Origin of the sequence: Poseidonocella sedimentorum, from assembly GCF_900116005.1 — a bacterium.
Lineage (GTDB): Bacteria > Pseudomonadota > Alphaproteobacteria > Rhodobacterales > Rhodobacteraceae > Poseidonocella > Poseidonocella sedimentorum.
Genome location: NZ_FOYI01000002.1, coordinates 1 through 21,945 on the forward strand (window position 1 = coordinate 1; position 21,945 = coordinate 21,945).

General features: G+C 68.3%; 26 protein-coding genes. 13 read left to right on the plus strand and 13 right to left on the minus strand.

What is annotated here, in order from left to right:
• Positions 1 to 263 (minus strand): transposase (locus tag BM353_RS02940; RefSeq protein ID WP_177220440.1); only part of this gene is annotated, 263 nt, incomplete at its 3' end.
• Between the two features lie 335 nt (positions 264 to 598).
• Entirely contained in the window at positions 599 to 1,297 is a 699-nt protein-coding gene (locus tag BM353_RS02945) for an ImuA family protein (protein ID WP_092076506.1), read from the minus strand.
• 161 nt (positions 1,298 to 1,458) lie between these two features.
• On the opposite strand from BM353_RS02945, the gene BM353_RS02950 reads away from it, so the two are divergent.
• Positions 1,459 to 2,502, plus strand: coding sequence for an aldo/keto reductase (locus tag BM353_RS02950; protein ID WP_092076508.1), 1,044 nt, complete (start codon positions 1,459 to 1,461; stop codon positions 2,500 to 2,502).
• A 4-nt stretch (positions 2,503 to 2,506) separates the two neighbouring features.
• Here the strand turns inward: BM353_RS02950 and BM353_RS02955 are convergent, their stop codons facing one another.
• Positions 2,507 to 3,478, minus strand: a complete 972-nt coding sequence (locus tag BM353_RS02955) for an endonuclease/exonuclease/phosphatase family protein (RefSeq protein WP_092076510.1) — start codon at positions 3,476 to 3,478, stop codon at positions 2,507 to 2,509.
• 194 nt (positions 3,479 to 3,672) lie between these two features.
• On the opposite strand from BM353_RS02955, the gene BM353_RS02960 reads away from it, so the two are divergent.
• Positions 3,673 to 3,912, plus strand: coding sequence for a hypothetical protein (locus BM353_RS02960; protein ID WP_143104089.1), 240 nt, complete (start codon positions 3,673 to 3,675; stop codon positions 3,910 to 3,912).
• 6 nt (positions 3,913 to 3,918) lie between these two features.
• Here the strand turns inward: BM353_RS02960 and BM353_RS02965 are convergent, their stop codons facing one another.
• The 5 genes from BM353_RS02965 to BM353_RS02985 form a co-directional block, all read right to left on the minus strand.
• Positions 3,919 to 4,653, minus strand: coding sequence for an NUDIX hydrolase (locus BM353_RS02965; protein ID WP_177220441.1), 735 nt, complete (start codon positions 4,651 to 4,653; stop codon positions 3,919 to 3,921).
• A complete protein-coding gene (locus BM353_RS02970) occupies positions 4,634 to 5,110 on the minus strand; it encodes a DUF983 domain-containing protein (protein WP_092076514.1) in 477 nt (158 codons plus the stop codon). The genes BM353_RS02965 and BM353_RS02970 overlap by 20 nt, the downstream gene beginning before the upstream one ends.
• A gap of 136 nt (positions 5,111 to 5,246) precedes the next feature.
• Complete coding sequence (locus BM353_RS02975) at positions 5,247 to 5,828, minus strand: VOC family protein (RefSeq protein ID WP_092077481.1); 582 nt, start codon at positions 5,826 to 5,828, stop codon at positions 5,247 to 5,249.
• A gap of 208 nt (positions 5,829 to 6,036) precedes the next feature.
• Complete coding sequence (locus BM353_RS02980; RefSeq protein WP_092076516.1) at positions 6,037 to 7,191, minus strand: Gfo/Idh/MocA family protein; 1,155 nt, start codon at positions 7,189 to 7,191, stop codon at positions 6,037 to 6,039.
• Between the two features lie 7 nt (positions 7,192 to 7,198).
• Positions 7,199 to 7,924 carry a GntR family transcriptional regulator gene (locus tag BM353_RS02985; protein WP_092076518.1) on the minus strand — a complete coding sequence of 242 codons (726 nt, stop codon included), beginning with the start codon at positions 7,922 to 7,924 and terminating at the stop codon, positions 7,199 to 7,201.
• 106 nt (positions 7,925 to 8,030) lie between these two features.
• Here BM353_RS02985 and BM353_RS02990 point away from each other — a divergent pair, with 106 nt between their 5' ends.
• Genes BM353_RS02990 through BM353_RS03015 form a run of 6 tightly spaced genes read left to right on the plus strand, consistent with a single transcriptional unit; the run spans position 8,031 to position 13,760 of the window.
• Positions 8,031 to 9,185, plus strand: a complete 1,155-nt coding sequence (locus BM353_RS02990; protein ID WP_092076520.1) for an LLM class flavin-dependent oxidoreductase — start codon at positions 8,031 to 8,033, stop codon at positions 9,183 to 9,185.
• Positions 9,185 to 10,069, plus strand: coding sequence for an aldo/keto reductase (locus BM353_RS02995; protein WP_092076522.1), 885 nt, complete (start codon positions 9,185 to 9,187; stop codon positions 10,067 to 10,069). The genes BM353_RS02990 and BM353_RS02995 overlap by 1 nt, the downstream gene beginning before the upstream one ends.
• Positions 10,069 to 10,581 carry a flavin reductase family protein gene (locus BM353_RS03000; protein WP_092076524.1) on the plus strand — a complete coding sequence of 171 codons (513 nt, stop codon included), beginning with the start codon at positions 10,069 to 10,071 and terminating at the stop codon, positions 10,579 to 10,581. Before BM353_RS02995 ends, BM353_RS03000 begins: the two co-directional genes overlap by 1 nt.
• 26 nt (positions 10,582 to 10,607) lie before the next feature.
• Positions 10,608 to 11,198, plus strand: coding sequence for a TRAP transporter small permease (locus BM353_RS03005; protein WP_092076526.1), 591 nt, complete (start codon positions 10,608 to 10,610; stop codon positions 11,196 to 11,198).
• Positions 11,195 to 12,673 (plus strand): TRAP transporter large permease, encoded by a 1,479-nt coding sequence (locus BM353_RS03010; protein ID WP_092076528.1) that lies wholly within the window; start codon positions 11,195 to 11,197, stop codon positions 12,671 to 12,673. Before BM353_RS03005 ends, BM353_RS03010 begins: the two co-directional genes overlap by 4 nt.
• 28 nt (positions 12,674 to 12,701) lie before the next feature.
• Positions 12,702 to 13,760, plus strand: a complete 1,059-nt coding sequence (locus tag BM353_RS03015) for a TRAP transporter substrate-binding protein (protein ID WP_092076530.1) — start codon at positions 12,702 to 12,704, stop codon at positions 13,758 to 13,760.
• A 267-nt stretch (positions 13,761 to 14,027) separates the two neighbouring features.
• Here the strand turns inward: BM353_RS03015 and BM353_RS03020 are convergent, their stop codons facing one another.
• A complete protein-coding gene (locus tag BM353_RS03020; RefSeq protein ID WP_092077483.1) occupies positions 14,028 to 14,507 on the minus strand; it encodes a tetratricopeptide repeat protein in 480 nt (159 codons plus the stop codon).
• Positions 14,508 to 14,594: 87 nt separating this feature from the next.
• Between BM353_RS03020 and BM353_RS03025 the strand changes: the two genes are divergently transcribed.
• From BM353_RS03025 to BM353_RS03035, 3 genes are read left to right on the plus strand one after another with little or no spacing between them, the layout of a single operon-like run.
• On the plus strand, positions 14,595 to 15,821 hold the full coding sequence (locus tag BM353_RS03025; protein ID WP_245759543.1) for a cytochrome-c peroxidase: 1,227 nt from the start codon (positions 14,595 to 14,597) through the stop codon (positions 15,819 to 15,821).
• Positions 15,822 to 15,831: 10 nt separating this feature from the next.
• Complete coding sequence (locus tag BM353_RS03030; RefSeq protein ID WP_281248101.1) at positions 15,832 to 16,824, plus strand: YeiH family protein; 993 nt, start codon at positions 15,832 to 15,834, stop codon at positions 16,822 to 16,824.
• Positions 16,825 to 16,837: 13 nt separating this feature from the next.
• Positions 16,838 to 17,179, plus strand: coding sequence for a hypothetical protein (locus BM353_RS03035; RefSeq protein ID WP_092076532.1), 342 nt, complete (start codon positions 16,838 to 16,840; stop codon positions 17,177 to 17,179).
• A gap of 1 nt (position 17,180) precedes the next feature.
• On the opposite strand, the gene BM353_RS03040 is transcribed toward BM353_RS03035, so the two are convergent.
• The 3 genes from BM353_RS03040 to BM353_RS03050 are packed head-to-tail and all read right to left on the minus strand — an operon-like array spanning position 17,181 to position 19,281.
• Positions 17,181 to 17,978: an iron chelate uptake ABC transporter family permease subunit gene (locus BM353_RS03040; RefSeq protein WP_092077489.1), complete on the minus strand. Its 798-nt coding sequence runs from the start codon at positions 17,976 to 17,978 to the stop codon at positions 17,181 to 17,183.
• Between the two features lie 2 nt (positions 17,979 to 17,980).
• The gene (locus tag BM353_RS03045) at positions 17,981 to 18,781 is read right to left on the minus strand and encodes a metal ABC transporter ATP-binding protein (RefSeq protein WP_092076534.1); all 801 of its coding nucleotides are present in this window, start codon (positions 18,779 to 18,781) and stop codon (positions 17,981 to 17,983) included.
• Positions 18,778 to 19,281: a transcriptional repressor gene (locus tag BM353_RS03050; protein ID WP_092076536.1), complete on the minus strand. Its 504-nt coding sequence runs from the start codon at positions 19,279 to 19,281 to the stop codon at positions 18,778 to 18,780. Before BM353_RS03050 ends, BM353_RS03045 begins: the two co-directional genes overlap by 4 nt.
• 118 nt (positions 19,282 to 19,399) lie before the next feature.
• Between BM353_RS03050 and BM353_RS03055 the strand changes: the two genes are divergently transcribed.
• Both BM353_RS03055 and BM353_RS03060 read left to right on the plus strand, forming a co-directional pair.
• Positions 19,400 to 20,308 carry a zinc ABC transporter substrate-binding protein gene (locus BM353_RS03055; RefSeq protein ID WP_245759544.1) on the plus strand — a complete coding sequence of 303 codons (909 nt, stop codon included), beginning with the start codon at positions 19,400 to 19,402 and terminating at the stop codon, positions 20,306 to 20,308.
• Positions 20,309 to 20,350: 42 nt separating this feature from the next.
• Positions 20,351 to 21,466 (plus strand): THUMP domain-containing class I SAM-dependent RNA methyltransferase, encoded by a 1,116-nt coding sequence (locus BM353_RS03060; protein WP_092076540.1) that lies wholly within the window; start codon positions 20,351 to 20,353, stop codon positions 21,464 to 21,466.
• Positions 21,467 to 21,499: 33 nt separating this feature from the next.
• Here BM353_RS03060 and hemP read toward each other — a convergent pair whose 3' ends face one another.
• Positions 21,500 to 21,661, minus strand: a complete 162-nt coding sequence (gene hemP, locus BM353_RS03065) for a hemin uptake protein HemP (RefSeq protein WP_092077491.1) — start codon at positions 21,659 to 21,661, stop codon at positions 21,500 to 21,502.
• Positions 21,662 to 21,945: the final 284 nt, after the last annotated feature.

Consider the following 21,945-nt stretch of genomic DNA (forward strand, 5'->3'; position numbering starts at 1 on the left):
AGGAAAGACGGGAAGTACGACCCGGTACGCAGACGCGGAATGCGCAGCTCGACGCTGCCCGCACGGGTCTGCCAGTCTCGGTCGCGGTATCCGTTCCGTTGCGCCAGCCGATCGCTGCTTTTCTCGCCGTAATCGGCACCGGTCTTGGCGCCGACCTCAAGTTCCATCAGCCGCTCGGCTGCGAAGCCGATCATCTCACGCAGCAGGTCGGAATCGGCACTCTTTTCGACAAGCGCACGCAGGTCCATCATAGGTTTGGTCATCGGGTGTCGTCCTTGGTTCAGGTTGGTTGTCGCAACCCAACCCTACCGGGAAACCCGATGGCCACCGCCAGCTACACCACGTCCGTGGACGTCACCAAGCCGCGCCAGCGCAGGACCGTGGGAATGCGCTGCAACGGCTGAACGGTGCGCTTAATGGTGCCAAGATACTTCCTCACTCAAAGGTCTACGGGCCAGTGCAAAGCGCATGACCGCGGGGACGGTCCTGCGCTGGCGCGGCGGCCTATCGGCCTTGTCCCGCGCCGGGGGGAGGTGGGCGGCCTTGTAGCTCTGGACGCAAGCGGCGATCCGATTGCCGCCCCCCTGCCACCGCCGCATCAAAGCGGGGAGCCCGGTGCCGCCGCCAGCACCCGCAGCCCCGCGCCCTCCGCTCTGGCGACGCGGAAATCCCTGACCGGGGCGGTGCGGGCGCGTTGGCGGGTGAGGTGCCAGCGGTCGTCGGGGCCGCAGGCGAGGCTGCCGCAGGGCGGGCCGCGATAGCCCGCGTCGGCGTAGCCCGCGCTGTCGTAGCGCGGGCCGCCGTCCTCCTGGGCGATGGGGCGCATGGACCAGCGGCTCTCGACCCCGCGCGCGCCGCCCTCGCCCGGGGTGAGCAGGAGCGCGAGCGGCGGCCGGCCGGTAATCGATGCGCCCTCCTCGGCGGCCAGCGTCATGCGGCGCACCTGTGTCAGGTTGGGCAACCCCTGCAGATCGGCCACCACCAGCGGCACGGCGCCGTCGCGCAGCGCCTCCTCGATCGTCCAGAGCATGTCTTCGGGCTTGGCGCAGTCCACAAAGAGGAACCGGCCCGGATCGGCGAAGGGCACCATGCCCGGCGGATAGAGCCGCGCGCGCTCCCAGGCCGCGCCGATCCAGAGCACCGGCCCCTCCATCGCCCCCGCGAGCCAGAGCGCAAAGCTCCGCCGCCCCGTGTCGCAGCATTCATGCACCACCCCGCGCGCGAGGGCGATCTCCTCGCCGAGGCGGATCACGGGCCGGTCCCGCGTGGGGCGGCGGTCGAGAAGGTGAGTCGTCATGCCGCCAGTCTAGCCATGTTCGCCAAATGTTCTCAACCCGGCCCCGCCCCCCGATCCGGGTGATGGCGCGCGGCCCTTGCCTTCCGCGCGCCCTCCGCGCAATCTCCGCCAAATTTCCGCCGGATTTCCGCGCGGAACAGACCAGAAGGAGCACGCGTCGCATGAAGATGAACCGGTTGGGCCGCACCGATGTCATGGTGTCCGAGCTGTGCCTCGGCAGCATGACCTGGGGCTCGCAGAACAATCTCGACGAGGCCCATGAGCAGATCGTCCGGGCGCTCGATGCGGGTATCAATTTCATCGACACGGCCGAAATGTATCCCGTCACGCCGATCCTCGCCGAGACGGTGGGCCGCACCGAGCGGATCATCGGGCAATGGTTCGAACGGGGCGGGCGGCGCGAGGATTTCATCGTCGCCACCAAGCATTCCGGCGCCGGTTTTCGCCACACCCGGGGCGGCGCACCGATCACCGGCCAGTCGATCCCCGAGGTCATCGAGGGCAACCTGCGCCGGCTCAACACCGATTACATCGACCTGTACCAGCTCCACTGGCCCAACCGCGGCAGCTATGCCTTCCGCCAGAACTGGACCTTCGACGCGACCGATCAGGACCACGCCGAGACCATCGCCAACATGGAGGAGGTGATCGACGCGCTGGAGGCCGAGCGCAAGCGCGGCACGATCCGGCATTTCGGCCTCTCGAACGAGAGCGCCTGGGGCCTCGCGCAGTGGGTGCGCATTGCCGAGGCGCGCGGCGGGCCGCGGGCGGTCAGCGTGCAGAACGAATATTCGCTGCTCTGCCGGCTCTTCGACACCGATATGGCGGAGCTGGCGCATCATGAGGATGTGGGGCTGCTGGCCTATTCGCCGCTGGCGACGGGGCTGTTGACCGGAAAGTATCAGAACGGCGCCGTGCCCGAGGGCTCGCGCAAGGCAATCGGCCCGGATCTGGGCGGGCGCAACGTGCCGCGCGCCTATGAGGCGGTGGCGCTCTATCTGGGGATTGCCGCGAAACACGGGCTCGACCCGGTGCAAATGGCCATCGCCTGGGCCGCCGCGCGCCCCTTCATGACCTCGGTGATCTTCGGCGCGACCAGCATCCCGCAGCTTGACCGCATTCTCGGCGCCTCTGGCCTTTCGTTGAGCGAAGAGGTGCTGAACGACATCGACGCGGCCCACCGCGCCTGCCCGATGCCCTACTGATCGGTCAGCCCGCCTCCTCGGCGCAATCGAACTGCGCCCAGAGGAGGCGGTGATCGGAGAGGTGATATCGGACGAAGGCGTCGAAGGGGCGCTCACCTTCGGCCTGCCAGAGTTCGGCGAAGACGGCCCCGTCGAAATCGAAAACCCCCGAGGTGCGGAAGCGCGTGGCCGACTGGCCGGGGAAGAAGGCGATCTGGTCATAGTGGGCATCGCCCGCGATGGTCGTGCCGATGCGCGTCTGGTGGATCGGCAGGAAGAGCCCGCGCTTGGTCAGGGCGGCATAGATCGGATCGTCCGGTTCGGCCTTGGGCATGTTGAGATCGCCGATCACGATCACATTGCGGGTATAGGCATCGGCGCTCTTGCGGTTGAGATCGGCCCAGCGGGCGACGGCATAATTCTCCAGTGCGCGGCGGTTCTTGTGGCGGGTGCTGTCGGAGCCGAAGTAGAGATGGGCGTTGACCACGGTGAGGCGCAGCCCCTCGCGCGCGAAGCCGACGGCGAAGGGGTTGCGATCAAAGCCGCGGAACTTGGCCTCGATCCCGGGCAGGCGGACATAGCGCTGCGAGGCGGGCGCCACGGCGATCTCGCCGGCAAGCTCCAGCCGCTCGACCACGGCGCTGTCGTAGAGATAGGCGAGGCGCTCGTTATTGCCGGCCCAGTCGGTGAAGACGGCGCGGTAGCTCTCGGGCAGCATCGCGCGCAGGGCCTGCAGCGGGCCGGCATCGCGCTTGACCTCCTGAATCGCGACGAGGTCGAACCAGCTGATCATCTCGGCCATGAGCGCCAGATCCCGCGCATCGCGCGGCTGGCCCGGATCACCCAGATTGGCGATGTTCCACGAGGCGAGCAGGAGGTTTCCGGCCCCGCGCGGCGGGATCGAGCGGCCCGGCTTGGTGTCGCGCCAGCGGCGCAGCGCCGCGATCTCGGTCGCGGTGTCGTAGGGGAACTCCGGCGGGCGGGGAAAGGGCGGCATCGCGGCCTCTGGTTGAAATCACTGTTGTTGAATGGTGACACTCTACCGCAAAATCCCCCTCCCGCCCAGCCTTGCGCGCCCCGCGCGCCCGCTCGGGCGCTCCGGCGATGGACAAACCCGGGGCAACGGGGCGAAACTGCGCCCCGATTGAACAGGCCAGACGAGACGGGGTAAGGCGCGTGAAGACAGGTTGGATGGTAGCGATTGGCCTCATGCCGCTGGCAGGCTGCATGGAGGGGATGCCCGCGGGCGGAAGCGGCGGTGCGGCGGCGATCCCGGCGGGCCCGACGGAATACATGGTCATCAACGGACGGATGGGCTTCGAGACCTGCCGGCAGGCCGGCGGGCTCATCATCAGCGATCCCGGCAATGCGATGGTCGCCTGCGATCCGACCGTAAAGGCGCCGATCGTGGTGGAGACCGAAGACCTCTGAGCAGGCTCAGCCGCGCAGGAGCGTGACACGGCTGCCCGCGGCGTCATTGACCAGATGCGGCACGGCTTCGGGTGCGGCGCGATGCCTGCGCCAGGCATCGATCTCGGCCAGCACCAGCTCGATCACGTAGGGCAGGTTGAGATTGCGCGCCGCCGCCAGCGGCACCCAGCGCAGCCCCGAAAGCTCATCCCCCGCGCGGGAGAAATCATCGAGATCGCTGGCGAGCGCCTCGGCCTCGACGATGAAGAACCGCGCGTCGAAGCGGCGCGGACGGCCCGGCGGGGTCAGCGCGCGAAAGAGGAACCGGAGCGCGCCCGGCGCGGGAAGCAGTCCGGCCTCGGCAAACCCGCGCCAGTCGAGCGGCGCGGCCTCGGGCCACGGCCCCGGCGCGCCAAGGATCTGACCCGTCTCTTCCCAAAGCTCGCGGATCGCGGCAGCGGCGAGCGCCTCCGGCGAGACCCCGCCCGCCCCTTGGGCCAGCCGCGCGCGGCAGCCGGGCGAGAGCGGGCCCGACAGCGGGACGGACGCGTCGCCCGGATCGACCGCGCCACCGGGAAAGACCATCTTGGAGGGCATGAAGGCCGCGCGCGCGCCGCGCTGGCCCATCAGGATCGATGGCGCGGGCCCATCCGCATCGCGCAGCGCGATGACCGCCGCCGCGTGGCGGATGACCGCCCCGGACCCGTCCGCCGCCGCTTCAGTCGCAGCCGGCGCGCGGGGCTCACCCCGCGGGGGCGCCATAGTCCGACCGTCCGAACCCGTGCATCCGGCGGGACCACTGGATGCCCACGACCACGCCCTTGAGCCGCGGCAGCAGGTAGAGCGACAGCGCCACGCTGAGCACGGCAAAGAGCGTAAAGAGCGTCATCGGATCGGGCCGCCACGTGACAAAGACGAAATGCAGAAGCGGCACCACGATATGACCCACGACCAGGATCGTGAGATAGGCCGGGCCGTCATCGGCGCGGTGGTGGTGGAGATCCTCGTCGCAGACCGGGCAGGTCTCGCGCACCTTGAGATAGCCGCGAAACAGCGGGCCGGAGCCGCAGTTGGGGCATTTGCCGCGCCACCCGCGCCAGACCGCCTGGCCCATGGGACGCTCCGCCTCGGCGGGATCGGCCGCCCCGTCGCGGGGCGCCTCTTCTGTTCCCTCCTGATCGCTCAGATCGGGAAACGCGCTGTGACTCTCGACGCTCATGATACTCTGCACCCGTGTGGGAATCGCTGACATGGAATACCCGCACTCTACCGTCTTTTGTCCGACTTGACAGCCGAGGACGCCCGCTGCGGCGGCGTGTCGCAAATCGCCGCCGGTGGCTGCGCTGGGCCCGGCCTCAGTAGGGATCGGCGGGCGCGCGCGAGGGCGAGAGGGTCTGCTGCGTGCGCTCCACCAGCAGCTCGATCGCATCGGCGAGGTGTTCGCGGTCGATGTTGTAATCGCCCCGCGCGACGCGAATCCGGTGGGCCTCGATCATGACATCGGCGTGGCGGCAGCCCTCCGGCGGCTCGAACCGGTAGCTCGCGAGCTCGATGAGAAAGCCGAGCGGATCGGTGAAATAGATCGAGTCCATGAAGCCGCGGTCGGTCGGCCCCGAGTGCGGGATACCGCGCGCGTCGAGCCGTTTGGGCGCTTGCCAGAACGTCGCCTGACTCACGTTGAGCGCAAGGTGGTGCACCGCGCCGGGCACCATCGGCACACGGCGATGGGTCGGCGCGCGGCTCTCGTTGGTGAAGATCGTGATCAGCCGCCCGTCGCCGGGATCGAAATAGAGATGGCCCTCTTCGGGATCATCGAGATTGGGCTGCTCGAAGATGAAGGGCATGCCGAGCACGCCTTCCCAGAAATCGATCGAGGTCTGCCGGTCGGCGCCGAGCAGGGTGATATGATGGACGCCCTGGGTCTGCAATTTGCGCAGGGGTGTGTCATCGGCCATGGGGGGCCTCCTTGGTCATCGCATGGCGCGCCGGATGGCCCGGCGCCGTTGACCAGAGATATTAGCGGCATGGGCGCGCATTGCGAGGGGGCGATCTGTGCGCTTGCGGACGGGGCCTGCGCGCCTGACCGAGGCCCGACCGAGACCGAACCGGGTTCAGACCGGGTTCAGACCGAGCGGCGCACGGGGATCAGCCCGCCGCGAGCCCCTCCGCCTGCGCCGCGCCTTGCGCATGGAGCGCGAGCATCTCGGCCATGGCCACGGCGCGCCCCTCGCGGGCCGAGCGTTCGGCCGCGCGGCCCATCAGCACCGAGATCAGCCCGTCCTCGATTGTGACCTCCGGCGCGCCGGTCTCGCCGCGCACGAGGGCGAGGAACCGCTGATGCTGGTAGAAGGTGGCGCCGTTGTGATCGCCGGCCTCCAGAAGGTCCTGCGGGACCGGCACGGCGCGGCGCAGCGCGCCCTTGGGGTGGCGCGGGCTGAGGATGAGCTGCCCCTCCGGCGGTGGGCCGAGGCGCTCGGGCCAGAACCGCGCAGGCCCCGGCACGCGGGCTTCGATCTTGCCCTTGGGGCCCACGGCGGAGATCTCCTCCTGATACTCCGAGCCCTCGGCGAACATGCACAGATCGAGCAGCGCCCGGGCGCCGCCTTCGAAATCGACGATGACGTAGCCGTTGTCGAGCACATCCGCGCGCGGGCCGGTCTCGTCGGGCACAAGGTGGTTCACGTCCTGCCCCGCCGAGGCCATGATCCGCACCGGCTCCGCCCCGAGCGCAAGGCGCATCAGGTCGAAGAAATGGCAGCATTTCTCTACGAAGGTGCCGCCGGTCTGATCGGCGAAACGGTTCCAGTCGCCCACTTTGGGCAGGAAGGGAAAGCGGTGTTCGCGCAGGCTCAGCATCCGGATGCCGCCCGTGGCCCCCGGCGCGGCGCGCAGGAATTCGGCGATCGCGGGCATGTAGCGGTATTCCATCGCGACCCAGACCGGCGCGGCATAGCTGGCGCGGAAGGCGGCAAGCCGGGCGAGATCGGATTCGTGGGTCAGCAGAGGTTTTTCCACCAGGACCGGGCGGGGCCGCGCCCGGGCGATGGCTTCGAGCTGGGCGAGGTGATGATGGTTGGGGCTGGCGATCAGCAGGCAATCGATCCGGTCGCTGGCGAGCATCGCGTCCAGATCGGTGAAAAACCGCGCGCCGGGAGCGAGCCGGCGGGCGAGCGCGGCCATGTCCGGATCGGGCTCATAGATCGCGCCGACCTGCGCGCCGGGCAGAAGCGCGATGTTGCGCAGGTGTTCCTGTCCCATCATGCCGCAGCCGATGATGCCGTAGGTTATCGTCTTGGTCATGGGCCCCTCATCGCAGCCGTTGCAGGTAGATCGCCTTGTCCGTGTCGAACCAGGTGCGTGAAAACTCGACCGGCTCGGGGCTCTGGGCCCAGCTCAGCCGTTCGATATACCCGGTGATCGCGCCGGGCCGGGGGGCAAACTCCCCCGGGGCCCAGCCGGGCACCGCGCCAATGGCGACGCGATCCTCCGCCCGGGCGATCCAGAACCCGAGCCGGGTCTGGTAATAGTGGTAGAGCGATTCGGAAAGATCCGCGGGCCGGACCTCGCCCGCCGCGCCGTCGAGCCAGATCTCCTCGACCGCGATCGGGGTATCGTTGAGCAGACGCAGCCGCCGCATCCGGGTTGCGCGCCCGGAGGTGCCGAAACCCGGCAGATCGGCGGGCTTGGCCATCTCGGCCACGTCGAGAAACCGCGCGGTGGGAAGCCCGCCGCCGCCGATGAGCTCCAGCCGGAACATCGAATAAAGGCTCTGGGCGGCATCATTGGCGCGGACGTAGTTGCCCGACCCCTGCCGCCGCTCCAGCATGCCCTTGGCCTCCAACTCCGCCAGCGCCTTGCGCAGCGTGCCGACCGAGGCGCCGAGCTCGCGCGCCATCTCCCGCTCGGGCGGGAGCCGCGCCCCGTCGGCCAGCCGCCCCACCGCGATCTCGCGGATCAGCATCTCGCTGATCTGGAGATAGACCGGCAGGCCCGTGGGGTTTTCCGAGGCGGCTATGGCGGGGGCACTGGGCATCGAGGGCGTGTATCCGCAATTATTGATACACTATTGATCTACATCAATTCGGCTGCTACGCAACTGGGAAATCGCCGACAGACCGCCCAGACCCGGAGCGCCGCCCATGACCATCGTCCCGATCACCTCGCCCGACCTCGACGCCGCCGAGGTCTCGTGGTTCGCGGCGCTCTGCTCGGATGACTACCGTTTTCTCGGCGTGCCGGAGGGCGATCTGCGCTCCTCCTGGGCCCACTGCTCGCAGATCGTGAAGACCGCCGAGGCGCAGGGGTTCCGCAACATCCTCTGCCCCTCCTCCTATCAGGTCGGGCAGGACACGCTGAGTTTCGTGGCCGGCTGCGCGCCGATCACCTCGTCGATCAACATGCTCGCCGCGATCCGGTGCGGCGAGATGCAGCCCATCATGCTCGCCCGCACCGTCGCCACGCTCGACCACATGCTTGAGGGCCGGTTGACGCTCAACGTCATCTCCTCCGATTTCCCCGGCGAGACGGCAGACAGCGCCTATCGCTACGCCCGCTCGCGCGAGGTGGTGGAGATCCTCAAACAGGCCTGGACCCGTGACGAGATCAACCACAAGGGCGAGATCTATCAATTCGAGGGCCTCACGACCGATCCGGCCAAACCCTACCAGACCGGCGGCCCGCTGCTCTATTTCGGCGGCTATTCCCCGGCGGCGCTGGAGCTCTGTGGTGAGCATTGCGACGTCTACCTCATGTGGCCCGAAACCGAGGATCAGCTCGCAGGGCGGATGCGCGCGGCCCATGCGGCGGCGGAGCGCCACGGGCGGACGCTGGATTACGGGCTGCGGGTGCATGTGATCGTGCGCGACACCGAGGCGGAGGCGCGCGACTACGCCGATCACATCGTGTCGAAACTCGATGACGACTATGGCCGGATGATCCGCGAGCGGGCGCATGATTCCACCTCGCTCGGCGTGGCCCATCAGGCGCGCAACCGCGAGCTGGCCGACAAGTTCGGCTATGTGGAGCCCGGCCTCTGGACCGGCATCGGCCGGGCGCGCTCGGGCTGCGGCGCGGCGCTTGTCGGCTCGACCGATCAGGTGCTCACCAAGCTGGAGCGCTACCGCAAGATGGGCATCCGCGCCTTCATCCTCTCGGGCTATCCACATATCGAGGAGGCCGAACATTTCGGCGCCCGCGTGCTGCCCCAGCTCAAGACATGCTCCCTGCCGGAGGCCTATGGCCGCGTCCCCGCAGAGCCCCCCGCAACCCCTCTTGCCCAAGGAGTCCGCCGCTGATGGACCGCGTCTCGATCACCCAGGACCTGAGTTTCAGCCGCCTCGTCTATGGCATGTGGCGGCTCGGCGATGATGCCGATACCTCGCCCGAACACGTGCGCGACAAGATCGCCGCCTGTCTCGATCAGGGCATCACCACGATGGATCAGGCCGACATCTATGGCGACTACGGCGCCGAGGAGCTGCTTGGCCGCGCGCTCACGCCCGAGTTGCGCGACCGGATCGAGATCGTCACGAAATGCGACATCATCGCCCCGATCGGCCGCCACGCAGGCACCCCGGTCAAGCACTACGACACCTCGCGCGCCCATATCCTCGCCTCGGTCGAGCACTCGCTGCGCCTGATGCACACCGATCGGATCGACCTGCTGCTGATCCACCGGCCGGACCCGCTGATGGATCACGAAGAGACCGGCGCGGCGCTTGACGAGGTGGTCAAGAGCGGCAAGGTCCGCGCGGTGGGCGTGTCGAACTTCCGTCCCTGGGACTGGTCCTTGCTGCAATCGGCCATGGCCACGCCGCTGGCCACCAACCAGATCGAGCTGTCCCTCACCGCGACTGCGCCCTTCAGCAATGGCGATCTGGCGTTCCACCAGCAGGCGGCGCTCCCGGTCATGGCCTGGTCCCCGCTCGGGGGCGGGACGCTGATGGGCGATGCGGGCGCTCTCGGGGCGCGGCTCGATGCCATCGCCGCGGATCGGGGCGTGGATCGCGCGGCGGTCGCCGTGGCCTTCCTTTTGCGCCACCCGGCGAAGATCCTGCCGGTGATGGGCACCAACTCGCTCGACCGGATCAAGCGGATTTCCGATGCGCTCGACGTCAATCTGGCGCGCACCGAATGGTTCCAGCTCTACGAGGCCGCGCTCGGGGCCGAGGTCCCCTGATGGGCGCCGCGCCCGAGGTCACGCGCTTTGCCCCGGACGCGGGCAACACCCGCCTGCTGCGCGATGCCTTCGGGCGGTTCGCCACCGGCGTCACCGTGGTGACCTGCGGCTCGGACGCCGGCCCCGTCGCGATCACCGCCAACAGTTTCACCTCCGTCTCGCTCGACCCGGCGCTCGTGCTGTGGTCACCGGCGCGCGCCTCGCGCCGCTTTGCCCATTTCGACCGGGCCGAACATTTCGCGATCCACGTGCTCGCGGCCGAGCAGGCGCCGCTCTGCTGGGCGATCGCCGAGGATGCTCATGCGCTGCGCGGGGAGGCGCCGCGCTTGAGCCCGGAGGGCGTGCCGCTGATCGACGGATGCCTCGCGCGGTTCGAATGCCGGCGCAAGGCGGTCTACGACGGCGGCGATCATGCCATCATGCTGGGCCACGTGCTGCGCGCCGAACTGCGCGAAGATGGTGACGCGCTGGCATTTTTTCGTGGCCGTATCGGGGTCTTCGCGGCAGAGTAGCAGTCCGGGTTCGGGGAGGAACGGGGATGAAAGCAATATTGGCGGGGCTCGGACTTCTGCACCGGGTCAACGAGGGGCTCCTGGCCATTGGCCGGGGGATCGGCGTGCTGGCCATGGGGGCGATGGTCGTGGCGATCCTCGTGCAGGTGGTGTTTCGCTACCTGCTCAACAACGCCCTGCCCTGGCCCGATGAGGCCGCGCGGTTCTGCATGCTCTGGATGACCGGGCTGATGGCCCCCACGGCCCTGCGCCGCGGCGGGTTCGTGGCGATCGACACGCTCGCACTCGCGCTGCCCAATCTCGTCGGGCGGCTGCTGTCGCTCCTGCTGCTCGCCCTCTCGCTCATCGTCCTCGTGCTGGCGATCCAGATCGGCTGGAAGGAGGTCACCGGGCTCGGGGGCCGCTTCGCCACCGCCTCGCTCTACGTGCCGACCTCGCTCGGCTTCGACAGCTGGTACCGTGTGCCGCGCAGCTGGATGATGGCGTCGCTCGTCGTTGGCCTCGCGCTGCTGATCCTCGTCAATGTCGAGCTGATCCTGCGCCGGGTGATCGCGCTCGGGGGGGCCGAGGCCGCCCTGCCCGCGATCCCCGAAGACGCGACCGGAGGCGCAGAATGACCCTGATCTGGTTCCTCCCGCTGTTCCTGCTGTTCCTGATGATCGGGCTGCCGGTGTTCTTCGGCCTGCTGGCGGCGCCCGGCATCGTGCTTCTGTTCAACGGGCAGGAACGTGACCTCACGCTCCTTTACCGCAACCTTTACAACGGCATGGACAGCTTCCCGCTCATGGCGATCCCCTTCTTCATGCTCGCGGGCGAGCTGATGAACCGCGGCGGCATCACACTGCGGCTGGTGGAATTCTCCCAGGCGCTCATGGGGCATCTGCGCGGCGGGCTGGCGCAGGTCAACATACTGTCCTCGATCCTCTTCGCCGGGCTCTCCGGCTCGGCCGTGGCCGACACCTCCGCGCTCGGCTCGATGCTCATCCCGGCAATGGAGAACGAGGGATACACCCGCCGTTTCGCCGCCGCCGTGACCGCCGCCAGCTCGGTCATCGGGCCGATCATCCCGCCCTCGGGGATCATGATCATCTATGCCTATGTCATGGGCGAAAGCGTCGCCGCTCTCTTTCTTGCCGGCATCGTGCCGGGGATCCTCGTGGGCGTCGGGCTGATGGTGACGGTGCGGCTTCTGGCCGACCGCTACGAGCTGCCCGCCGCGCGGCGCGTGGTGTTCGACAACCCCCAGATCGGGCGGGTCGAATACTTCTTTTCCTTCGTGCTCCTGCGTCTCAACCTCGGGCTGCTCTTCGCGCAATTCATCCCCCTGGGGGCGGAGCCGACGAGCGCCGGACGGTGGCTTGCCTTTGGCGGCGGCGTGCTGCTGGCCCACGGGTTGCTTTTGGCCTTGCGCCGGATGGTGAGCCCTGAGTTCCGCATCGTGAGCAAACGCGCCGTCCTGCCGCTCCAGACGCCGGTGCTGATCCTCGGCGGCATCCTCGCCGGGGTCTTCACCCCGACCGAAGCCGCCGCCGTTGCCGTGGCCTACGCGCTGCTGGTCTCGCTGGGTCTGCTGCGCAGCATGCGGCTCAAGGATCTGCCCGAGGTCTTCACCCGCGCGGGCCTCACCTCCGCGGTGGTGCTGCTGCTCGTCGGCGCGGCCATGTCGTTCAAGACGGTGGTGAGCCTGAGCCACGCGCCCGAAGTGCTCGCCGATTTCATCCTGACGCTGACAGAAAACCCGCTGATCCTGCTGTTCCTGATCAACCTGCTGCTCTTCGTGGTAGGCATGTTTCTCGACGCGGGCCCCGCGATCATCATCCTCGGGCCGATCCTCGGGCCGGTCTTCACCGATCTCGGCATCGACTCGGTGCATTTCGCCATCATCATGTGCGTCAACCTGACCGTCGGGCTCGCCACGCCGCCCATGGGGCTGGTGCTTTTCGTCGCCGCCGCCGTCTCACGCGAGAAGGTGACGACGATCGCCCGCGCCATCCTGCCGTTTCTCGCCATCGAGATCGCGGTGATCTTCCTGATCACCTTCGTTCCCGCCATTTCCATGACGATCCCGCGCCTGACCGGGTTCGCCAACTGAACGACCCAGAGCAATAAGGGAGGACCAGATGCTCACTTCAACCCTTCGGACCCTCGCCACGGCGGCGCTTCTCGCCGGCACGGCGCTGACCGCCACGGCCCAGGATTACACCCTGCGCGCCACGGCGAACTCCAACGAAAACGACGAGGATTACGACGGGCTCGTGGTCTTCAAGAACTTCGTGGAAAGCGCCTCCAACGGCGCCATCGAGGTCGAAATCTTCATGGGCACGCAGCTGTGCTCCAACGGCGCGGAATGCCTGCAGGGCGTGGCCGACGGCTCGATCGACATCTATGTCTCGACCTCGGGCGGCGCCTCGGGGATCTTCCCCTACGTCCAGGTGCTCGACCTGCCGTACCTGATGTCCGACGACCGGATCGCCGAGGCCGTGCTCTCGGGCGATTTCACCCGCGAGATGCGCGCCATGGCGCTCGAGGATTCCGGCGACACGATCCGCCTGATGACCATCGGCAACACCGGTGGCTGGCGCAACTTCGCCAACACCAAGCGCCGCGTCGCCGAACCCGCCGACATGGAGGGCCTCAAGATCCGCACCGTGGTCGCCGACCTGCCGCAAGAGCTGGTCAAGGCACTCGGCGCGAGCCCGACGCCGATCCCGTGGCCCGAACTCTTCACCTCGTTCCAGACCGGCGTGGTCGAAGGCTCCAAGAACGGCATCACCGACATCATGGGCATGAAATTTCCCGATGCGGGCCTGCAATATGTCACGCTCGACGGCCATGCCTACATGGGCGCGCTGTGGTGGATGTCCAACGAGTCCTTCCTCGGGATGCCCGAAGACATGCGCCGCGTTGTGGTCGACGGGTTCTACGCGCTGCAACAGGCGACATTCGCCTCGCCCAAGCGCAAGTCGATCGCGGCCTATGAGGAATTCGTCGAAGGCGGCGGTGATCTCTACGTGCCGACACCGGATCAGAAGGCCGCGTTCAAGGAAGCCGCGGCGCCGGTCTATAACTGGTTCAAAGCCAACGTGACCCGCGGCGAGGACATCTTCAACGCCCTCAACAGCGCCGTCTCCGAGGCCGAAGCCGAGATTGGCGCCGCGCGCGATGCCGACCTGAACTGATCTCGCGAAGCCCGCCCGACCGGCGCCCCGCGGGGAGACACGGGCGGGCGATCCCGACGGGCGGGCTTTACAGATCAAGAAATTGTGATCTAATCGGATCGTGGCACCGGAGCGCCCGCGTATTGCGGCGGGCGCAGGGTTCCGGACCGCCATGACACTGCCGCCGCGACGGGCGCGGCGCCGGCGACGTTTCGCGCCGGCTCGATTGGAAAAGCAATTTGAAAAGGGGGGCAAGGGGCTACCGGACCGCCGCTCGCGACCACGGCATCAGCGCCGGGGATAGAGCCAGGCCCCGTAGTCACCGACAAGCACATGAGCATCTTCGATTTCTTCCGCCGTCATCTTCCGCGTGATGTCCTCAAGGCTGATCGCGGCATCGGGATCGCCGCCAATGGCCGAGAGCGCATACCACATGTAGGCGCGGACAAGGTCCGGCGCGGGCAGACCCCGGCCGGTTTCGTAGTACCAGCCGATACCCGATTGCGCGCCGGGATGCCCCTTGAGCGAACTGCGCAGGTACCATTCGAAGGCGCGCCGGTCATCGCGCGCGACCCCAAGGCCCATGGCATACATCACGCCGATGAGCTCCTCGGCATCGGCGTTGCCCGACCGCGCGGCGGGCAGAAGCGCCGCGCGCGCTTCCTCGAACCGGCCCGCCTCCATCAGATCGCGCGCGGTCTCGATTTCCGCGCGCGCCGGGCTGAAACTCAAAACCGCCATGAAGCAGGCAATCAAAAACCGGGTCATATCTGGGCCGTCCTTCTCTGTCTCGCCGGGTTTGCCGGGCCAGCGGCGGCGCTTGACCTGCCCCGCCCGCTGAGCGAGGCGGATTTCGTGGAGGTCGATCCCCGGCAGGCCGCGCTCGGCCAGTTGCTCTTCTACGACAAAATCCTGTCGGGCAATAAAAACATCGCCTGCGGCACCTGTCACCACCCCCGTTTCGGCAGCTCCGACGGGCTCTCGCTCGGGATCGGCGAGGGCGGCGAGGGGCTCGGCCCCGACCGCACCCCCGGCACCGGCGCGACCCGCATCCACAAGCGCATCCCGCGCAACGCGCCCGCGCTGTGGAACCTCGGGGCGGCGGAGATCGCGGTGCTCATGCATGACGGGCGCGTGTCGCAAAGCGATCTTTACGGCAACGGGTTCGACACGCCCGCCGAAGAGCGCCTTCCGCGCGGGCTTGCGTCCGTCGTCGCGGCGCAGGCGCTCTTTCCGATGACCTCCGAAGCGGAAATGGCCGGCGATCCGGAAGAGAACGAGATCGGCGGCGCGATCAATGACCGGCTGGACCGGGGCTGGGCGATCATCGCCAAACGGGTGCGCGTCATCCCGGAATATGGCGCGCGTTTCACCGAGGCTTTCGACCACATCGAGACGCCCGAAGAGATCACCATCGTGGAGATCGCCAACGCGCTCGCGGCCTTCATCTCGGTAGAATTTCGCAGCATCGACAGCCCGTTCGACGCCTACCTGCGCGGTGACGAAACAGCGCTCGGCGACAAGGCAAAGTCGGGCATGGCGCTGTTCTTCGGCGAGGCGGGCTGCAGCGGATGCCACGCCGGGCCAATGCTGAGCGATCACAAGTTCCGCGCGCTCGGGCTGCCCGCCTTCGGTCCCGGCCGGACCCGGCCCTTCGATCCCATCGCCCGCGATCTCGGCCGGCTTGGCGAGAGCGACGATCTCGCCGACGCCTACCGCTTCCGCACGCCGATGCTGCGCAATGTCGCGCTGACCGCGCCTTATGGACACAACGGCGCCTACCCCACCCTGCACGACATGATCGGCCACCACCTCGACCCCGAAACCGCGCGGGCGCGCTGGACGCGGGACCTCGCCGCGCTGCCGGCGGTGGATTGGCTTGCCGAGTATGATTTCATCATTCAGACCGACGCACGAGAGATGGACAGGCAATCGCTGGCGCGCGATGTCTACCTGCCGGCGCGCAGCCCGGAAGAGATCGACGCGCTGGTCGCGTTTCTTCAGTCTCTGACCGGAGCCAGCACCGATACAACGCCCTTCGGCGTGCCCGACCGGGTGCCGAGCGGGCTGATCCCCGATTGAAGGAGACACCGTGACAGACGACCTTGCCGGGCGCGCCGCGCGCCTCTTCCCCGGCCTCGCCCTGGCCGCAATGGTGGCCATGTCCGCCCAGTTCCTGTCGGAGCACTACGGCGCGCCGGTGATGCTGATGGCGATCCTGCTGGGGATGCCGTTGCAGTTTCTCTCCGAGGAAGCCCGCACCGCCCCCGGCATCGCCTTTGCCTCGCGCTCGGTGCTGCGCATCGGCGTCGCGCTGCTGGGCCTGCGGGTCAGCGCGGGGATGCTGGCCGAGATCGGCCCGGCCCATGTGGCGCTGGTGCTCGGGGGCGTGGCGGCCACGGTGCTCGCCTCGCTGGCGCTGGTCCCGCTCGTCGGGCGCGATCGGCTCTTTGCCTTCCTCACGGGGGGCGCGGTGGCGATTTGCGGCGCCTCGGCGGCGATGGCGATTTCGTCAATCCTGCCCCGCCGGCAGGACGGCGAGCGCGATCTGGCCTTCACTGTCATCTCGGTCACGCTGCTCTCGACGCTGGCGATGATCCTCTACCCGATCCTCGCCCGGACCCTCGGCCTCGACCCTCAGCAGACCGGTATTTTCCTCGGCGGGACGATTCACGACGTGGCCCAGGTCGTCGGCGCGGGCTATTCGGTCTCGGACGAGACGGGCGATATCTCCACGCTGGTGAAACTCTTCCGCGTCACGCTGCTGGCGCCGGTGGTCTTTCTCGGGGCGCTGGTCCTGCGCGGGGCCGGGGGCGAGGGGGGCGAGCGGCCGCCGTTGCTGCCCGGTTTTGTCGCGGCCTTCCTGCTGCTGGCCGCGATCAACACCGCCGGGTTTGTGCCCGACATGCTGCGCGCACCGGCCGACGCGATCTCTCGCGCGCTTCTGGTCACGGCCGTGGCCGCCGTGGGCATGCGCACCTCCATCGCCGAGCTGCGCCGCGTCGGTGGGAGCGCTTTTGGCATCCTCGCCGCCCAGACGGTGTTCATCGCCGCGGTGATCCTCATCGGCCTGGCAGTGATCTGAGAAAGGGGGGGCCATGGCAATCTCGGAGGAGCTCAACGCGCGGTTCCGCGAGGCACTGGGCGGGCTCGTCGGCGTCTCGGAGCGCAACATGATGGGCGGGACCTGTTTCATGGTCATGGGCCACATGGTCGGCGGGGCGTGGATCGAGCCCTCCGGCGCCGAGGTCTTCATGTTCCGTGTGGGCGTGGAGAACGACGCGGCCGCGCTCGCCATCGGCCATGGCGAGGTCATGGAGATGGGCGGGCGGCGGATGCGCGGGCTCTACCGGATCGCGGCGGAGGACTGCCCGGCGCGGGTCTTCGACCGCTGGCGGAGCCTCGCCGTGGGCCACGCCCTCTCGCTGCCGCCGAAGTGACTCAAGCCCGCGCGGGCAATACCCCGCGGATCAGATAGGCCACGAGGAAGAGCACCGCCGCGAGGCAGACAATCGTTGGCCCCGCCGGCGTGTCGAGCAAGAACGCAAGGCGCAAGCCCCCCACTGCCGCCACCGCGCCGCAGACCCCGGCGCGCAGGACCATGCCCTCCGGCGTGCTGGAAAAGACCCGCGCCGTGGCGGGCGGAATGACCAGCATCGCGGCGATCAGGAGCACCCCGACCACCTTGATCGCCACCGCCACCACAAGCGCCAGCGCCAGCGTCAGCACCAGCCGCTCGCGGGCCGGGTTGATGCCGCAGGAATAGGCCAGATCCTCGCCCAAGGTGGCGGTCAGCAGCGCCGACCAGCGCCAGGCCAGTAACGCCAACACGAGCCCCGCGCCGATCCAGATCACCGCGAGATCGGTCTTGGAGACCGCAAGGATATCGCCAAAGAGATAGCCCATCAGATCGATGCGCACCGAGGGCAGGAAGGACACCGCCACCAGCCCGAACGCCAGCGCGGAATGGGCGAGCACGCCGAGCATCGTGTCCATTGCGAAGCCGCGCCCCGCGAGCGCCGTTGCCCCGAGCGCCATCGCCAAAGCGAGGACGAGCGCCCCGGCAAAGATCGGCACGGACATGGCCAGCGCGAGCGCCACGCCGAGGATACCCGCATGGGCCGTTGCGTCTCCGAAATAGGCCATCCGCCGCCAGACCACGAAAGAGCCGAGCGGCGCGGCGGCCAGCGCGACGCCGAGCCCGGCCAGGGCGGCGCGGACCATGAAATCGTCAAGCAGCGTCATCGCGCGGCCTCCTGCGCTTGCGCCGCCGGGGCGGGGTCGGCGTGGTCGTGGTGGCCCTGCGCGTGATCGTGGGCGTGATCGTGGGCATGATCATGGTCGTGGTCGTGATCGTGGCGGTAGAGCGCCAGCGCGCCTTGCGTCCCGGTGCCGAAGAGCGCGCGGTATTCCGGCGCGGAGGCGACGTGCTCCGGCTGGCCCTCACAGCAGACGTGCCCGTTGAGGCAGATCACCCGGTCCGACGCGCTCATCACCACGTGCAGCTCATGGCTGACCATGAGAACAGCGCAGCCGCGCTCCTGCCGCAACGCCTCGATCTGGCGGTAGAACCGCGCCGAGCCGGGTTGATCGAGCCCCTGCGTCGCCTCGTCGAGAAGCAGCAGATCCGGCTGCGCCAGAAGCGCCCGCGCCAGCAACACGCGCTGAAATTGACCGCCCGACAGATCGCTCATCTGCCGCCCGGCGAGATCTGGCACCTCGGCCTCTGCCAGAGCGGATTTCGCGGCTTCGGGTGCAACCCGCGTGGGCAGTGACAGAAAACGCCCCACCGTGATCGGCAGGGTCGGATCGAGCGGCAATTTCTGGGGCACATAGCCGATGCGCAAGCCCTTGGCCCGGCTCACCCGCCCCCGCGCGGGGCGGACCGCGCCGATGATCGCGCGCAGGAAGGTCGACTTGCCCGACCCATTGGGCCCGACGACGGTCACGATCTCGCCCCGATCGATCCGAAAATTCACATGGCTGAGCACGGTGTTGCGCCCATGCGCCACCGAGACATCTTCTAGCTGTACAAGGCTCATGCCCGCGCCCCGCCAGTCGCGCCGCCCGCAGTGTCATCCGCGGTGCATTTCGGGCAAAGCCCCTCGCCCTCGACCATGACCCGTTCGAGCGTGAACCCAGTCGCCGCGGCGTCCTTGACCAGCACGCCGCGCGCGGTATCCGACGTGGTTTCCGCGACGCCGTTGCAGCCCCGGCAGATCAGGAACACCGGGACATGATCCTCCCCCGGATGGGCGCAGGCGGCAAAGGCATTGAGCTTTTCGATACGGTGGGCAAACCCGTGTTTCACCAGGAAATCCAAGGCCCTGTAGGCCACGGGCGGCTGTGAGCCGAGCCCCTCCTCGCGCAGGTGGTCCAGCACCTCATAGGCGCCCATCGCCCGATGCTCGGCAAGCAGAAGCTCAAGCACGCGCCGGCGAATCGGCGTGAACTGAAGCCCCTCGGCCGCGCAGTGGCGCTCTGCTTCGCTCACCGCATCGGTGATGCAATGCCCGTGATCGTGCTTTTCGAAACCTATCATCAAACTGTGCCTTCCGCCCTCGGATCTCGCCGCGCCCGGTCCCGGCGCGTTTCGACTTGATATGTTATAGAATAACATTTATCAAGCGCGGATGCTGAATTCATGGAAGGTGTCCGGGATGCGTTTGGGAGTTGTTTTGCTGGCTGGAATTGCGCTGTTGGGCGCGGCGCATGGCGCCGTGGCGGGGCCCAGGGTGGTCGCGGATATCGCGCCGGTGGCCGCGCTGGTGGCCGATGTGATGGGCGGCGATGAGGATGTCACGACGCTGGTGCGCCCCGGCGCCTCGCCCCACGGCTACGCGCTGCGCCCGTCCGAAGCGGCGGCGTTGCAAGAGGCCGAGCTGGTGATCTACGTTGGCGAAGCGCTGACGCCGTGGTTGCCCTCCGCGCTCGGCTCGCTCGCACAGGACGCGCGCAAACTCGCGCTCCTGAGCCACCCCGGCACGCTCAAGCTCGACACCCGCGAAAACGCCCTCTTCGCCGCCGAAACCGACGATCACGATCATGACCACGGCGACACCGATCCCCATGCCTGGCTCGATCCGGAAAACGCCCGCCGCTGGATCGCTCTGATTGCGGGGTATCTCTCCGCCATCGACCCGGACGGCGCCGAGACCTATGCCGCCAACGCTGAGGCCGCCGTCGCTGAGATCTCGCGGGCCGAAGCCGAGGCCGCCGCGCGGCTTGAGCCCGTGCGCGACCAGCCCTTCATCGTGTTTCACGACGCCTACCAGTATTTCGAGACCCGGTTCGGGCTTGCCTCCGCCGGCGCGGTCGCGCTCAGCGATGCCGCGGCGCCGGGCCCGGCACGGCTGAAGACGCTTCAGGCGCATATCACCGGGCGCGGCGTGCGCTGCGGTTTTGCCGAGCCGCAATTCAACGCCGGGCTGCTGCAAACCGTCCTCTCCGGCACCGGCGCCAGGATCGCCTATCTCGACCCGGTCGGCGCGGACCTGCCCCCCGGCGCGGGCTTCTATCCCGCGCTTTTGCGCGATCTGAGCACGAGAATCGCCGAATGCCTGGGGTGATCCCCCTCGTGCTCGGCGCCGGGGCGCGCTAAGGCTCCTTGGATGAGTGACCAGCACGAAATTTTTCTCGCCGTGGCGCCGGGCCTTGAGGCCGCGCTTCTTGAAGAGACCCGCGCGGCGGGGTTCGCGGGCGCGGAGCTTAGCCCCGGCGGCGTCGCGTTTCGCGGCGATTGGGCAGAGGCGATGCGCGCCAACCTCGTCTTGCGCGGGCCGGCGCGGGTCATCCTGCGGATCGGCGAGTTCCGGGCGATGCACCTGGCGCAGCTCGACAAGCGCGCCCGGCGGATCGACTGGGCCGCGTGGCTCCGGCCCGATGTGCCATTCCGCGTGGAAGCGGTCTGCCGCGCCTCTCGAATCTACCACCACCGCGCCGCCGCACAGCGCGTCGCCCGCGCCATCGCCGAAACGCTGGGCGCGACAGAAGATGCGGAGGCGGCGGTGCGCGTCATGGTGCGGATCGACGACGATCTGTGCACACTCAGCCTCGATACGTCCGGCGCGCCGCTGCACCGTCGGGGCCACAAGTCGCAGGTCGGCAAGGCGCCGATGCGCGAGAATCTCGCGGCGCTCTTCCTGCGCTCCTGCGGGTATGACGGGCGCGAGCCGGTGGTCGATCCCATGTGCGGCTCGGGCACCTTTGTCATCGAAGCGGCGGAGATCGCGGCGGGGCTCTGGCCGGGCCGCAGCCGGGAGTTCGCCTTTCAATCTATGGTGCCGTATGACGCGGCGGCCTTCGAGACGCTGAAAGGGTCCGCCACGGTCAGCGCGCCCCCGACGGCGCCGCGCCTCTTTGGGTTTGACCGGGATGCGGGGGCGATTTCGGGCAGCGCGGCCAATGCCGAACGCGCCGGGGTCGAGGGCTGGACCAGCTTTGCGCGCCAGCCGGTGAGCGAGCTTACACCGCCCTGCGACAGCCCCGGCCTTGTGATCGCCAACCCGCCCTATGGCGCGCGGATCGGCAATCGCAAGGCGCTCTTTGCGCTCTACGGCGCACTCGGCCAGACCCTTTCAGAGCGATTCGCCGGATGGCGCGTCGGCATCATCACTAGCGATGGCGGGCTCGCGCGCTCGACCGGCCTGCCCTTTTTTCCCGATGCGCCAGCGGTGGCGCATGGTGGCTTGTCCGTGCGCCTCTATCAGACCGCGCCCCTGGACTGAGGGGTCAATGCCCTCATTGCCTTGCGGCGAAGATCACTTGGTGAGGATGAGCTTGCCCGCGCGGGTGATGCGCAGGACGTAGACCTGATCGTCCAGCACGATTTGCGCGGTCTTGCCCCCGCCAGTCAGTTCCACGGCATTGTGTTGCGGCAGGGCCGGAACGGCATTTGCAGTCGACACAGCTTGGTTCATCATCGCGTGTTCCCTCTCTCCGTTGGTGCCTTGCGCCGGCTTCCAGCCGCCCAAGGCGCGTGATCGTTGTTCGTCCGTTTCGTGCCACTGTGGCACGCCCGGCGCGTGGCCTTGCGATCCGCGTCGTATGTCCGTTTCGGAGCAACGCGCGGGATCGGAGGCGACAGGTTCGACGCCGCTCTCTAGTTCTTGATAGAAACTGTCGGAATAGTCAATGGCAAGTTTGACCAATGCCTGAATTGGGCGCACGAGTACAAAAGCTGCATGAATCGCCGCCTTTCGCTCCG

Coding starts and splice junctions, on each gene's coding strand:
- BM353_RS02945 (WP_092076506.1), bottom strand. CDS start 1,297: ATGACGACTCACCTTCTCGACCGCCGCCCCACGCGGGACCGGCCCGTG.
- BM353_RS03000 (WP_092076524.1), top strand. CDS start 10,069: ATGGGCGCCGCGCCCGAGGTCACGCGCTTTGCCCCGGACGCGGGCAAC.
- BM353_RS03035 (WP_092076532.1), top strand. CDS start 16,838: ATGGCAATCTCGGAGGAGCTCAACGCGCGGTTCCGCGAGGCACTGGGC.
- BM353_RS02965 (WP_177220441.1), bottom strand. CDS start 4,653: ATGGCGCCCCCGCGGGGTGAGCCCCGCGCGCCGGCTGCGACTGAAGCG.
- BM353_RS03060 (WP_092076540.1), top strand. CDS start 20,351: ATGAGTGACCAGCACGAAATTTTTCTCGCCGTGGCGCCGGGCCTTGAG.
- BM353_RS02990 (WP_092076520.1), top strand. CDS start 8,031: ATGACCATCGTCCCGATCACCTCGCCCGACCTCGACGCCGCCGAGGTC.
- BM353_RS03050 (WP_092076536.1), bottom strand. CDS start 19,281: ATGATAGGTTTCGAAAAGCACGATCACGGGCATTGCATCACCGATGCG.
- BM353_RS03005 (WP_092076526.1), top strand. CDS start 10,608: ATGAAAGCAATATTGGCGGGGCTCGGACTTCTGCACCGGGTCAACGAG.
- BM353_RS03015 (WP_092076530.1), top strand. CDS start 12,702: ATGCTCACTTCAACCCTTCGGACCCTCGCCACGGCGGCGCTTCTCGCC.
- hemP (WP_092077491.1), bottom strand. CDS start 21,661: ATGATGAACCAAGCTGTGTCGACTGCAAATGCCGTTCCGGCCCTGCCG.
- BM353_RS02985 (WP_092076518.1), bottom strand. CDS start 7,924: ATGCCCAGTGCCCCCGCCATAGCCGCCTCGGAAAACCCCACGGGCCTG.
- BM353_RS02980 (WP_092076516.1), bottom strand. CDS start 7,191: ATGACCAAGACGATAACCTACGGCATCATCGGCTGCGGCATGATGGGA.
- BM353_RS03045 (WP_092076534.1), bottom strand. CDS start 18,781: ATGAGCCTTGTACAGCTAGAAGATGTCTCGGTGGCGCATGGGCGCAAC.
- BM353_RS02995 (WP_092076522.1), top strand. CDS start 9,185: ATGGACCGCGTCTCGATCACCCAGGACCTGAGTTTCAGCCGCCTCGTC.
- BM353_RS02950 (WP_092076508.1), top strand. CDS start 1,459: ATGAAGATGAACCGGTTGGGCCGCACCGATGTCATGGTGTCCGAGCTG.
- BM353_RS03020 (WP_092077483.1), bottom strand. CDS start 14,507: ATGACCCGGTTTTTGATTGCCTGCTTCATGGCGGTTTTGAGTTTCAGC.
- BM353_RS03055 (WP_245759544.1), top strand. CDS start 19,400: ATGCGTTTGGGAGTTGTTTTGCTGGCTGGAATTGCGCTGTTGGGCGCG.
- BM353_RS02960 (WP_143104089.1), top strand. CDS start 3,673: ATGGTAGCGATTGGCCTCATGCCGCTGGCAGGCTGCATGGAGGGGATG.
- BM353_RS03010 (WP_092076528.1), top strand. CDS start 11,195: ATGACCCTGATCTGGTTCCTCCCGCTGTTCCTGCTGTTCCTGATGATC.
- BM353_RS02970 (WP_092076514.1), bottom strand. CDS start 5,110: ATGAGCGTCGAGAGTCACAGCGCGTTTCCCGATCTGAGCGATCAGGAG.
- BM353_RS02955 (WP_092076510.1), bottom strand. CDS start 3,478: ATGCCGCCCTTTCCCCGCCCGCCGGAGTTCCCCTACGACACCGCGACC.